Genomic DNA, 13,236 nt, shown 5'->3' with positions numbered 1-13,236 from the left:
GCCAAATCCCGCTCTCTTTGTCCCCTCTTCTTTTTCCGTTATAATGGCTTTAATATACTTGAACAATTGGGAGGAAGGTTGAAATTATGGATTCCGTCGTTTCCACCCGCTGGCTGCTGGCCCGGATGTATGAACCCGAGCTGGTCATTGCGGATTGCCGCTTTCTGCTGTCCGATCCCGAAGCGGGACGCAGCGCCTACCTGAAAGATCATATTCCTGGAGCCGTTTATTTGCATTTGGAGGAGCAATTATCCGCCCCTGTCGGCCCACATGGGGGCCGCCATCCCTTGCCGGAACCTGCTGCGCTCGCATCTGTGCTGGGCCAAGCGGGCATTAACCGTGACAGCATCGTCGTCGCTTACGATGACCAGGGCGGCGCATTCGCTTCCAGACTGTGGTGGATGCTGCGCTACTTGGGTCACGACAAAGTTTTTGTTATGGATGAAGGCTACTCGGCGTGGAAGGCGGCGGATTTTCCGGTAAGCGATAGCCAGCCTTTCCGAGTTCCAACCACGTACGAGCCAGAGGTCCATCCGGAAATGCTGGCAAGTGTAGAGGAAGTCCGAAAATATTCGCAGGATGGTGGCCCTTCCGTTCCGCTGTTGATCGACTCGCGTGAGCCGCGCCGCTATGCCGGTCTCGAAGAATCGATCGACGCCAAGGCTGGGCATATCCCGGGCGCGGTCAACCGGTTCTGGAAGGATGTCCTTGACGAGCAGGGCCGATGGAAAGACGCCGCCGCGCTGAAAGAGAAGTTTGCCGACATCGATCCCAGCCGCGAAGTCATCGTCTACTGCGGCTCCGGCGTTACCGCCTGCCCGAATGTGCTTGCTCTTCAGAGAGCTGGATACGATAAGGTGCGGCTGTATGCCGGGAGTTGGAGCGACTGGATCAGCTATGAGGAGAATCCGGTAGCGACTGGAGAGGAATAAATATGAAAAGCCCGCGTTTGAAGCGGGCTTAAGGGCTGTGGCACTGGTGCTGCGGCCCTTTTTTTGCAGAGGGTCTGTGAATTAAGAGCACGGAGAATAGCTTGTTTGGGATTTATGTGCAAGACCAAAGTAAGCAAGGATCGCCAATAAACTGGTCGACAAGATAATAACACCCATTGGGACTGCAGTATATTCACCGGCAATGCCAACCAATGGAGAGGTGCATGCTCCCAGCAGAAAAGGCAGTAATCCAAGAAGCGCAGATGCACTCCCTGCCATATGACTTTGTGACTCCATCGCTAGAGAGAAGGAAGCTGTTGAAGTTGTACCGATAGATGCGACAAAAAAGAAAAGCGGAATAACTAATGCTAGTAATGGGCCGTTCAAAAGAATCACAAGTAAGGCCGCAAGGCTGGACGCCCCGGATAACAGCAATCCAAAACACAAGAATCGCCGCTCCGAGATCACATGGGTAAAGCGTCCAACGATTTGAGAACCGATAATTAAGCTTATTCCATTCGATCCGAATAAAATTGCAAACAGCTGTGGAGAGGCACCGTAAATATTCTGGTAGATAAAAGGAGTCCCTGATACATAAGCGAATACCCCTCCGATCATAATCCCTTGTGCCAGCGCGTATCCGGTAAACTCACGATCTTTTAGCAAGGTTCGAATACCTCTAATCAGTTCACCAAAGTTGCCTGAAATTCGATTCTGAGCAGGCAAGGTCTCTTTAAGGTTCAAGGTTGCAAGGATAACTAACGCCAATCCAACAGTACCCAAGACTACAAAAACACCCACCCATGTAGTAAAGGATATTACGCCGCTTCCTGCCACTGGTGCAATTAAGGGAAACATATTATTCACTAACATGAGCAGTGAAAAAAACTTGGTGAGTTCCGGTCCGCTATAAACATCGCGGATGATAGCCCGAGAAATAACAATTCCTGCAGAGGCGGCAAAGCCTTGAACAAAGCGTGCTGCTATGAAATATATGATATTTGGTGAGACCGCGCAGACAAATGAAGCGATCAAGTAGAGAATAAGTGAGATTATTATGGGCTTGCGTCTTCCATGAACGTCACTCAAAGGGCCCATAATGATTTGACCCAGACCTAAGCCTATTAGGCAAGCAGTTAGACTAAGCTGCACCAGAGAAGCACGGGCGCCAAAATCAGCAGCGATTTCAGGAAATGAAGGCAAATACATATCGATTGTAAGAGGACCCAGTGCCGAAAAAGCGCCTAACAGCAAAACAAGTCTAAGCCGTTTATCATTTTGTGTTAAAGACATCGTTTGATTTTCTCCTGACTTATGCAAATATATTTACAGCTAATTAACTTGATTCATTATAAACCGGGATACCCATAGGCTGATACCCTTTTCTCGGTATTTGGGGTTAAGTTTATTGAAATTGGCCCTGAGCAAGAGATTTTGCTTAGGGCCAATTCTGTGTTCTTTATATCAAGTCAATTATTAATTAACTTCGCGCAATCGATGTACTTGCCTTGACTCAATAAGATCCTCTATATTACGCCGGAATTGCTTATAATGGTCAGTTTCAATATGGAAGTTGATAGACTCTTCATCTTTCCAGATTTCATAAAACACAAAAACTGCATTATTTTCTATAGATTGATGAAGGACATACTTTATGCATCCTTCTTCCGATCTGGAAGGTGTTACCACTTTCACTAACTCTTGATGCAGAAGCTGCTCTTTTCCCGGTTTTGCTTGAAGAATGGCTGTAATAGAAATAGCGCTCATTTACTTTCAACTCCCCTTTTAACAGCTTATACGAGAAACTTCGTTATAGGATTACAATGATTTTCTTAAAATAGTCTCCACATCGTTTTTATTTAAAGGGACATAACTTCCTAGGGTTTCGGCCACCATTGCTCTTTCAATCATTAAATCAATTTCTGTACTATCGATTCCATAATCGGAAAGTTTCTCAGGCGCCCCTAGCGAACTCCAAAACTCACGCAATTTTTGAATCGTCTCTGTCGCCACATCAGAGTCATTTTTGTCTTTGGCATCAATTCCAAAAACGCGAATCCCTAATTGAGCCACTTTTTCCGGTCTCTTGGAAGCGACAAATTCCATCCAATTAGGGAACAAGATTGCTAATCCGCCGCCATGAGGAATGTCATGAACAGCTGAGACCGCATGCTCGATCAGATGGGTCGCCCAATCTGTCTGCACACCCATCGATAGAATGCCATTTAAAGCTAATGATGCGTTGAGCATAATGACTTCGCGGTAATCGTAATTATTGAGATCATTAATCAACTTGGGCGCAACTTCCATAGTTGTCTGCAGGATGGATTCACCGAACCGTTCTTGCAGCGGAGCATTGGAGGAAGCATGAAAGTATTGCTCGAAAACATGGGACATAATGTCTACCATGCCGTAGACCGTCTGGTTCTTGGGTACGGAAAAAGTGTTTTCCGGATCCAGAACACTGAACTTAGGGAAGGTAAGATCGGAGACAAAAAATCGTTTATCCTTTTCTTCCCAATTCGTAATGACCGAACCGCTGTTGACTTCTGATCCTGTCGCAGAGATAGTCAAAATAGTACCGATAGGAACGGCTTTTGTCGCTGTTGCCTTATTCGTTACAATATCCCATACGTCGCCTTTGTAGTAGACGCCTACAGAGATAGCTTTTGCACAATCAATTACGCTTCCGCCACCAATAGCAAGAATAAAATCCAAATTATTTTCTTTGATAAGGTCAATTCCCTTATTCACCGTTGTTAATCGCGGATTGGGTTCCACTCCGCTCAGTTCCACCACATGAACATCTGTAATTTCAGACAGGGCTTTAATCACTTGATCGTACAGCCCATTCTTTTTAATACTTCCACCCCCATATAGAAGCAAAACCCGCCGTCCATAGGATGGAATTTCATTTTTAATTTCTTCGACTTGCCCGCGTCCAAAAAGGATTTTGGTAGGATTATTAAATTCAAAGGGATTCATATGGTACTCCTCCTTTTTCTATTGCTTCGGCCGTGTGATTACAAAATGCTTTGGATAATCCCGCCTTCAACTCTTTGAGCCGCACCGTTGATGGCTGATGCTTTATCGGATGCAAGGAATACAATGGTATCTGCTACTTCCTCGACTGTGGCATAACGCTGAATCAGAGAAGTCGGCTGGTCATACTTAAAGTAATCTTTGATAAAAGTATCCAGATCTTTTCCATTCTCTTTAGCCAGATCTGTAATGAAAGTGCCGAATCCTTCCGTCCACGTCGGTCCTGGGAGAACCGAGTTGATCGTTACATTTGTTCCTTTGGCCACTTCCGCCAAACCTCTTGAAAGCGTAATGAGCGAAGTTTTAGATATACCATACGGAATAAGTTCGGGATAGGGTTTAATTCCGGCTTCACTTGCAACGTTAATGATTCGTCCCGCATTGCGTTCAATCATCTTGGGCAGGAATGCTCTGGATAAACGAACAGCGCTCATCAGATTAATTTGGTAGTATTCCAGCCATTCCTCATCCGTCACATCAACAAAAGGCTTTACGGTAAAAACACCCGTATTATTAATCAAGACATCCAAATCTCCGATTTCGTTCACTTTATTGATGAGTTTCTCGCATTCCGCATTATCGGCAACGTCTGCGGCAATTCCATAAACCGTTCCGAGTGCGGAGAGTTCTTTAACCGTTGCTTTAACATTTTCTTCAGAGCGACCGTTAATAATAACTTTGGCGCCTTCTTTCAAAAAGCTTACGGCTGTTCCTTTACCAATCCCCGCCGTCGATCCTGTAATAAGAACTAATTTATTTTTCAAGTTCAATTCCATAAACATTCTCCTTCGTGTCATTATGTACCCGTCAAGTCCATAAGCAATCAACGTCAAGCCGTTGAATGGAAACCCGGAATTACCGAGTCGCTTCACGACCCTAAGTAAATTGATGTTGAACCGAAACTGAAGTACACCTTAATTTTGATGAGCATTTGCCATTATAGATCTATCAGACACGAATGAAAAGTAGATACTTTTTTGTAATATAGGCACTTAAAAGTAATATAGTTACTAATAAGTACCTATTATTTGAACATAAAAACACACGATCAGCCAATTGGGGTCGCTGGGGCATACCGATCGATAAGCCTTCACCTTCTTGTTCATCGACTCCAGCAGCCCCGCCAGTTGACAACTACATTAATCCAGTCAGCATTCACTTCATCTCTCATCCGCTTGTACTGCTTCACGTTGTCGCTTCTCTTTTTGGGCTTTTCGTTCAACAGCTTCGCTGATGAATGATCGTGCTCCTTGAATTTGGCAACCACTTCTCTATAACTAGTTGATTCGTTCCGAAACCTTATTATTCGATGTTACAAGATCCTGCTTGCATAAGGGATTTTGTAAATAACCTGTGATGCGGCAAAGGTGAGAACTACGGAAACGGGTGCGACAATAATAAGCTTAAGTAGCGGAGCCAGGTCTACATGATGCATAACCAGCGTACAGCTCACGACGACAACAGGGTGAATGATATAAGCCGTGAAGGCCAGCTTCGCCAACCTTTCCATAATCCTGGAAGCCTTGTTCATCCGGCGTCGAAACAAAAAAAGCAGCCCCAGGCAGATGCCGAAGCAGATAAACGGTTCCCACATCGCATAGAGGAAAGCCTGAAGATGAAACCCGCCGCTGTACGTGAGATTACCGTTCAACGCTCCCGTCAAAATGAGCAGCAGGGGGAAAACCGGAATCAGTATGAGGGCAGTACGCAGCCATATTTTGCTGAGCAAAGACGGAATTTGTTCAAGCCAGTTATGGCGATAGGCCAAGATGCCGGCAATGAAGAGCAGTATGTATAATGGAAAATAACCCAGCTGCAGTTCCATGGGACCCGTGCCCAACGGAAATATAAACCGAGTAAGGAAAGCGGCGAGCCCGCTTCCAAGCGCGAATCCCAAAAGCCTTGCTCCTGTCGGGAAAGCGATGGAACGTGCTGAGGCGTCTTCACTTTTTTTGAAAATCATAAGGTAAAGCACATAGAAAAAAGCGAAATAAATCAACGCCTCCGCGAACCAGAGGGGTCCGAAATTAATAATCTTAAAGTGCAATATAGATTCCCGGAAAAATTCAGTATACGTTTGTTCATGCCGATATTCGGCAAGATAAATGGTAGAAGGGCCTATCCATAACATATAGAGCACCATGGGAATGCCTAACCGTAGCAAGCGGTCAGACAAAAATCGGAATGGCCCTTTTCGGTCATACGATTTTGGCGTAAAGTAACCAGATATGAAAAAGAACAGCGCCATAAAGAAAGCTTGGCAAACCGCCGTGAAAATAGTCAGAATGACCATCGTTGCATTTAATTGGGATTTATCTACATCCTCAAAATACCAAGACCCAGATCCGCCATATGCGATAGACGTATGAAAGACGATGACAAGCATAGTCAGAAAAACACGAAGATTATCGAGATAATACATTCTTTTTAGCATAAATCCTCGAGCGATATGTATCCTTCCCCCACGAACTATTGTCGGGTATATTTCCAAATATATCAAGCTGAAATTTAAGACGGTTGAGAAAAAGCCCATCCAGCTTGATGATCCGATAAGCAAGTATTTTCCGCATCAAAAGGGTGCGGGGCAAATAAATTCGGATGGCGGCTTTTGGGGCTAGGACTTGGCCTTATATATATCCGCATTGTTCCTTCGAATAATAGTCCAGCACAAATTGTTTGAACCGTTCTGCCGCCGGGGACAGAAACCGGTCTTCCATCCACGCGATTCCTATTTCTCTGCGGCAGGATTGGTCTTCTATTGACACCCAGAATAACTCTTCCTGATCCAATCCGCTGTATTTTGGCAAAATGGCAACGCCAAGTCCCGCGGCGACCAGCCCGGCGACGGTATCGACATCTTCCCCCTCAAAAACGATAGGCGGAGATATGCCCGACTCTTGCAGCAGATTATCGGTTATGATGCGTAGTCCGTACCCCTCTTTAAAAGAGATCAAAGGTTCCTGACCTATTTCGCACAACGCCACCTGCGATGAACCTGCAAGCCGATGTCCGGCTGGCACCGCTATGAATAATTCCTCCGACCACAATCCGGCCCAGCGCATACGCAAGTTGGCATCCTGAGGCGAAGCCATGCACAGATCAATCTCGCCGGAGATGAGTTGTTCCAGAAGATGCTGTGTGCTGCTCTGATAAAGCTGAAACCGGGTATGGGGATGAGTACGCCGAAACTTGCCGATTAAATCTGGGATGTGGTGAATTCCTAGCGTGTGCAGAAACCCCAGAGAGACTTCTCCTTGCGACGGATTCAGCAGAGCGTCAATCTCATCCTTGGCCATCCGGTATTCCTCAAGAATACGTTCAATATGGCTTAGAAAAAGCTGGCCATAGCGGTTAAGCCGGATCGACCGCCCCTCCCTTTCAAAAAGCGGAATGCCAAGCTCCGTCTCAAGTCTGGCGATGGACCGGCTTAGAGCCGGCTGCGTAATGTTAAGCGTCTGAGCCACCAACGTCATGTGCTGCAAACGCGCGGTTGCTTCAAAATATTCGAGCTGCTGCCATTCCACGGTCTTATTCCCTCACTTCTATTACATAAAATATATGAAAGCAATGAAAATAATGCATTATACATTTAGGTTCTCTTCATTTTATACTTGCTTTGGCTAACTAAGAAAGATGAAAAAAGCCAGTATGTAGACGGACGGGAGAGAATATGCATGAACGTGATCGAAATCGGAAGCTCTGACCATCGCAGGGCTTCGGCAAGCATGTTGATGGGAAGCATTGTAGTTTTCGCTGTTTTATACAGCCCGCAGCCGCTGATCAGTCTCTTTTCCAAGGAATATCATATTTCGCCGGCAACGGCGGGAGCCTCTATTTCCCTCGCCACAATCGGTCTGGGTATCGGCCTCATTCTGATTTCTGCGCTATCCAGTGCTCTGGAGAGAAAAAAATTAATGAGCTTATCCCTGCTGCTGACATCCTTCCTAACGGTTTTATCCGCTTTTTGTCATCAATTTACCATATTTCTGATCATCCGGTTCTTGGAAGGCGTCTGTATTTCAGGGTTCCCCTCAATTGCGATGGCGTATCTAAATGAAGAATTTCATTCGAAGGACATCGGGAGAGTCATGGGGAGCTACATTGCCGGAACGGCCATCGGCGGATTTGTCGGACGCATCGTTATCGGAGCATTAACCGACTTATTTGATTGGCAGATCGCGATGATGATTCTTGGTATGATAAGCTTGCTGCTCAGCCTCTCCTTCTGGATGTATCTTCCGGAATCGCGAAATTTCCATTCACACAGGCAGTCTTTTAAACTGTGGAAGACAGGGATGATCGGCAACTTGCTTCACAAGCGGCTGATCATGCTGTTCATCACCGGATTTTTGTTGATGGGCGTCTATATCATGATTCTGGACTATATCGGCTATCCGCTTACATCCAAGCCCTACTATTTAAGCCAAACCGTCTTCGGATTTCTGTTTGTCGTCAATTTGGTCGGAACATGGAGCTCCGTGTGGTTCGGCAAATTGGCGGATCATCATCCGCGTTCGCAAATCATCGCCATAGCGATCGCAATTTTTGCGACGGGGACACTGTTTACTCTGATTCCAAATTTGGCCGTCAAAATATTAGGAGTCGCTTTGGTCGCCTTTGGCTTTTTTGCCGGACATTCGATTGCAAGCGGATGGGTAGGATTGGTGGCGGATTCCGAGCACAAAGCGCAGGCCTCCTCTCTTTATTTGCTCTTTTATTACGGAGGTTCCAGCGTGGTCGGATGGTCGGGCGGCCTGTTTCTTCACCATTTAGGCTGGACTGGCCTGGTTTATTATGCCTGTGTTCTACTGGCAGCCGCTATTGTAGTTTCCTCGCTTGCGGGAGGAGCCATCCACCTGCGGCGTTTGCAGTTAAAGTAGAAACTTCACACATTCGGCCCCGGCTTTATAATCGGATAAGTAAAAGGGACGTGCCCGATACCAGGCCGTCCCTATTCTCTTACACTTGCACATTGGTCAAAATGGCTGTGCCAAGTCTCATACCCGCGAACCGTTCCTCTCTTTTGATCAAGACAACATCTCGATAAAGGCTCTAATGCGGGTTAGGATTTGTCCGCTTGGCGGTCCGACCTGGAAAGTTCCTTCCAGATTAATGCTCGGAATGCCTTTGTTATGGAAATACTCTCTGTACATCTCCCTGGTGACACTGCCGAACGAGCAGCCCAGGTACCCGTACAGAATCAGGCCGCGGGCGCCAATTTTGTCAATCTGCTGCTCGATGACGTGACGCCGGTAGATCGAGGCTCCAGCCATCTGACTCTCAAGCTGGAAGCGGGCGAGCGATTCGATCGGATCGATATCTTCGTTATAATCCTTGGCATAAGGTGAGCTTACAAATCCGAGCAGCGCCCCGCCAGCATTATCAATGGCGTCGTAAATCCCGAACTCCTGTCCGTTGCCTCCTGTCCAGATCAGCGGAATGGCCCGTCTTTGATCGGCCTCGTTCGCCTCAAGCTGCGATAACTCCTCAACCAGACTGTCCAGAACCTCGGTATATTCTTCGGGTTTGCCGAAGTAATGGGTAAGCCCGTTCAGCAGATACATGATTCCGAGGCTTTTTACATAGAACGGGTGATTCAGCCGCAGGTCCATGATTTCCCGTATTCTGCGCATGAGATAGTTCTTGCGGATAATCTCCCGCTGCAGGCTGTCCTTATCAATCTCCTTAGTTCCGGTCAACCATTCATTGAATTCCCGGATTTCGTCCACAAAATAATGGACCAGCTCCTCGTAACGCTCACCATTCACCCCCGGCGCCCGGTAGACCACATCGCTAGTATAGACGTCGAAGCCTTCCTTCTTCATCACTTCCCAAGCCAAGTTGTACGGCTCGCAGGCGGAGGATGAACCGAAAATACGTGTGATTGAGGAGCCTGCCTGCTTCCGCAGATACCACTCGCCCGCGGTTGCTTTGACCATCGAGCAGGTCTCGGCAGGCATCTGATAATGGTCCTCCGAGATCGTTATCGCTTCTTGTCCGCTGATCCGGCCCACCTCCGAGAAAGCGACCGGGATGGCTCCGGTAGAGTAGATCAGCGGCATCGCCCAGGGCACACCGGCCCATATGACTTTTTTGCCGCTACGTCCGGCTTTCTCCGCATCGTCCACATAATCGATGACCAGATTGAACAGCTTTTGGATCGCAGGCGAATAAGCATGAACGACATCCCGGCTGTGGCGGATATGATTGAGCTGTTCCTGGGCCTCGCTTGTCAGTATCGTCGACATTGACATTTTCCTCCTCAAGAAAATGATTTATTTTGTATTCAACAGGGCAAAATCGTTCAAATCCGATTCGCTGCGGGATGCCGCCTTCTGAGCGAATATGGCCGCTCCGAGCGCTCCTGCATAGATCGTGTCGAGCTTGACCTTGCTGATCGGATGCCCGAGCAGCTCCTCCAGCGCTTTCGTCATACCGGGGTTGTTCGATACCCCTCCCGAGAAGACGAGATCCGGTTCGAGCCCGATCCGATTGACGAGATTGCGGACGCGGCGCGCCGTAGCCAGGTGGATGCCGGCGGCAATATTGGCGGCGGATACGCCTTTTGCTTTCAGGGAGATTACTTCGGATTCGGCAAAAACTACACATTGGCTGCTGACATCGGCGGGAGCATCAGCATTCAGCGCTTCAGCACCGAGCTGCTCCAGCGTCAGATCCAGCAGGTGAGCGACTTTCTCCAGAAACCGCCCGGTTCCTGCTGCACATTTGTCGTTCATAATAAATTCGATAACCTTGCCTGTAGCCGGGTCAACCCGAATCGCTTTGGAATCCTGGCCGCCGATATCCACAATCGACCGCACCTTGGCATTCAGGTAATGAGAGCCCATGGCGTGGCAGGAGATTTCGGTCACGATTTTGTGCCCGATCTCGCCGAAGCTCAGCGCAACACGGCCGTACCCCGTGCCGACAATGTAGGCAATATCCTCCCTCGCAACCTTCGACTGCTTCAGCAGTCTGTCCAGCAGCTTGTCCGCCGTCTCTTGCATGTATACACCCGTGGGGGTAATCGCCGTATACAGCTTGCCTCCGGCCAGCAGCACGCCTTTTCCCGTTCTGGACCCCAGATCCAGCCCGACCGCGATATCTCCGGTAATCGTAGACACCAGGTCTCCGTCGATGATCTCTTTCCAATCGCTCATACGTTCATCTCCCTTTCAAAAATATGCGGTTCATATTGTTCCTCAAGCCGTTCCGATTGCGGCCAGACCTTTACGCTCCCTCAGCACTTCGATAAAAGCCTCAAGCCGGGTCTTGAGCTGGCCCTGATCGCTCTTGGAATAATCGATCGGCAGTTCAAGAACCGGAAGACCAAGCTGCTGATAGTGCCGGAAGAATTCATTCTTGACCTGTCCGTAGCACGGGCAGAATTTGAGATAAGCGTACAGCACGCCATCCGCTTGATACTCGGTTGCCAGCGCTCCCGAAATCTCCACGCGTTCCTGGAGCGGCTTCATTCGGGCGCATGGAGTCTGATCGATATATCCTTCCGCCAGAGCCCGGTAAGGATCACCTTCCTCACTGATATAGCCGGAGGCGATTTTCAGCCCGGTGCAATGATCCTCGGCGACAATTCTGGCCCCGAGTTCATCCTCGATCAGCTCAATCAGCTTCCGGTCGCCGTCCGCGATTATGCCCCCCGCCATGAACAGGCGGATCGGCCGGTCTTCACGGACAGGCACCGCAGCCAGTTTGTCATAGATTCCCTGGTACAGCGGGAGAAGCTCTTCAGCGGGCAGATAATAGAAGGCTTTGATCAAGTCGAGGTAATCTTTGCCCGAGATCGGCGGATTGGGACGTTTGCGCAGTTCGGAGATTTGGGTCAGCAGCTTGCGCACCTGGTTATACAGCCGGATCTGTACGCTCAGCTCGCCGTCAGTGATGATATTGCCTGACAACTGCTCTAAATCGGCTTTGAAGCTTAGAATTTGGGAATTGTAGAAATCACGTGAAGACGGCTTGTCCTTAATCCGGGGGAGTGTATAAATGTCAGCCGACGTAAAGAACTCCCCTATGGCTTCACCAATGGTTTTGATGCAGTCGCAGGTGTAGAAGGTGTAGATTTTATCCAGCGAAGTGTACAATGGATCTTCCTCTTTGAAGGCGCCGAGAATGCTCTTCGTGAAATCGCAGAATACGCTTTGCGTGATCTGTTCGCCGCTTGCCACCGTTTCAGTATTGCCCGCTTTGAACAACCGGATATGGTTGACACCTGCGGCGCTGATCATTTCAAGCGGCGTATAGGAGCACAGATAACCGACTTTTTTGCGGTCGTCGGCATTGGCAACCAGTTGTTCCTGCCGTTCGGCAATCCGGTTCTCCACGCCGGTGAGGTCAACCCGGAACACGTCCTCCGCTTCTTTGACCGAAGTGACGGCAGCCTTGGAATAATTAAGAGCATGAATCGAAGCTCCCAGAGCACCTGCAAAGATCGTGTCGATTTTGGCTTCAATCAGAGGATGGCCGGAAAGCTCCTCAAGCGCCTTCCTCATGCCGACATTATTCGAGACGCCTCCGGAGAAGATCAGGCCCGGTTCGATCCCGACCCGTTTAAGCAGGTTGCGGACGCGCTTGGCCGAGGCGAAGTGAATACCGGCGGCGATATCCTGCCGCGTCGCGCCTTTGGCCCGGAGGGAAATGACCTCCGACTCTGCAAACACGACGCATTGGCTGCTGATTTCGGAAGGCGCATCAGACTTCACTGCTTCTTGCCCAAGCTCATCGATGGACAGCTCCAGAATTTCAGCGACCTTCTCCAGAAAGCGTCCGGTACCGGCTGCGCATTTATCGTTCATGACGAATTCGACAACGCTTCCGGTCAGCGGGTCTACCCGAATGGCTTTGGAGTCTTGACCCCCGATATCCACGATCGTCCGGACATCCGTGTTCAAATAGTGGGCGCCCATAGCGTGGCAGGAGATTTCGGTTACGATCTGGGTCGGAATGTCAGTATACTGCAAAGCGATTCGTCCGTATCCCGTACCAACGATATAGCTAATGTCCGAACGTTCGAGACCCGATTTGTCCAGCAAATCCTCCAGCAGCTCGTCGGCCGTATCCTGCATATTGATCCCGGTATAGACCGAGCTCGTGTACACCTCCCCGCCGGACAGAAGCACCGCTTTGCCGGTTCTCGACCCGATGTCAATGCCAATCACAGTGCCGCCGTTTAACGTATCCAGCAGCCTTTCATCCACTACATCTTGAATCCGCATGTTTAACACCTCGTATTATGGAATTGAAA

12 protein-coding genes are annotated in these 13,236 nt (G+C 48.7%); 2 read left to right on the top strand and 10 right to left on the bottom strand.

The features are described from left to right. Nucleotides 1–86: 86 nt before the first annotated feature. Nucleotides 87–932: a sulfurtransferase gene (locus KP014_RS16595; RefSeq protein ID WP_036599166.1), complete on the top strand. Its 846-nt coding sequence runs from the start codon at nt 87–89 to the stop codon at nt 930–932. 81 nt (nt 933–1,013) lie between these two features. Here the strand turns inward: KP014_RS16595 and KP014_RS16590 are convergent, their stop codons facing one another. The 7 genes from KP014_RS16590 to KP014_RS16560 form a co-directional block, all read right to left on the bottom strand. Next, on the bottom strand, nt 1,014–2,225 hold the full coding sequence (locus tag KP014_RS16590) for a multidrug effflux MFS transporter (protein WP_036599164.1): 1,212 nt from the start codon (nt 2,223–2,225) through the stop codon (nt 1,014–1,016). A 183-nt stretch (nt 2,226–2,408) separates the two neighbouring features. Beyond that, nucleotides 2,409–2,699, bottom strand: a complete 291-nt coding sequence (locus tag KP014_RS16585; protein ID WP_036599161.1) for a putative quinol monooxygenase — start codon at nt 2,697–2,699, stop codon at nt 2,409–2,411. 51 nt (nt 2,700–2,750) lie between these two features. Then, the gene (locus KP014_RS16580) at nt 2,751–3,917 is read right to left on the bottom strand and encodes an iron-containing alcohol dehydrogenase (protein ID WP_036599159.1); all 1,167 of its coding nucleotides are present in this window, start codon (nt 3,915–3,917) and stop codon (nt 2,751–2,753) included. 38 nt (nt 3,918–3,955) lie between these two features. Beyond that, nucleotides 3,956–4,750 (bottom strand): SDR family NAD(P)-dependent oxidoreductase, encoded by a 795-nt coding sequence (locus KP014_RS16575; protein ID WP_036599156.1) that lies wholly within the window; start codon nt 4,748–4,750, stop codon nt 3,956–3,958. Between the two features lie 326 nt (nt 4,751–5,076). Continuing rightward, nucleotides 5,077–5,241 (bottom strand): hypothetical protein, encoded by a 165-nt coding sequence (locus tag KP014_RS16570; protein ID WP_216700377.1) that lies wholly within the window; start codon nt 5,239–5,241, stop codon nt 5,077–5,079. A gap of 45 nt (nt 5,242–5,286) precedes the next feature. Next, a complete protein-coding gene (locus tag KP014_RS16565) occupies nt 5,287–6,396 on the bottom strand; it encodes an acyltransferase family protein (RefSeq protein ID WP_036599153.1) in 1,110 nt (369 codons plus the stop codon). A gap of 205 nt (nt 6,397–6,601) precedes the next feature. Then, nucleotides 6,602–7,498, bottom strand: a complete 897-nt coding sequence (locus KP014_RS16560; protein WP_036599151.1) for a LysR family transcriptional regulator — start codon at nt 7,496–7,498, stop codon at nt 6,602–6,604. Nucleotides 7,499–7,648: 150 nt separating this feature from the next. Between KP014_RS16560 and KP014_RS16555 the strand changes: the two genes are divergently transcribed. Beyond that, nucleotides 7,649–8,854, top strand: coding sequence for an MFS transporter (locus tag KP014_RS16555; protein WP_090833942.1), 1,206 nt, complete (start codon nt 7,649–7,651; stop codon nt 8,852–8,854). Nucleotides 8,855–9,001: 147 nt separating this feature from the next. On the opposite strand, the gene KP014_RS16550 is transcribed toward KP014_RS16555, so the two are convergent. Genes KP014_RS16550 through KP014_RS16540 form a run of 3 tightly spaced genes read right to left on the bottom strand, consistent with a single transcriptional unit; the run spans nt 9,002 to nt 13,207 of the window. After that, nucleotides 9,002–10,222 (bottom strand): 2-hydroxyacyl-CoA dehydratase subunit D, encoded by a 1,221-nt coding sequence (locus KP014_RS16550; protein ID WP_051499637.1) that lies wholly within the window; start codon nt 10,220–10,222, stop codon nt 9,002–9,004. Between the two features lie 27 nt (nt 10,223–10,249). Next, nucleotides 10,250–11,134, bottom strand: coding sequence for an acyl-CoA dehydratase activase (locus KP014_RS16545; protein WP_051499635.1), 885 nt, complete (start codon nt 11,132–11,134; stop codon nt 10,250–10,252). Nucleotides 11,135–11,176: 42 nt separating this feature from the next. Then, on the bottom strand, nt 11,177–13,207 hold the full coding sequence (locus KP014_RS16540; protein WP_051499633.1) for a 2-hydroxyacyl-CoA dehydratase: 2,031 nt from the start codon (nt 13,205–13,207) through the stop codon (nt 11,177–11,179). Between the last annotated feature and the right edge of the window lie 29 nt (nt 13,208–13,236).

The organism is Paenibacillus sophorae, assembly GCF_018966525.1.
Lineage (GTDB): Bacteria > Bacillota > Bacilli > Paenibacillales > Paenibacillaceae > Paenibacillus_AQ > Paenibacillus_AQ sophorae.
This window is presented reverse-complemented; position numbering and strand designations above follow the sequence as displayed.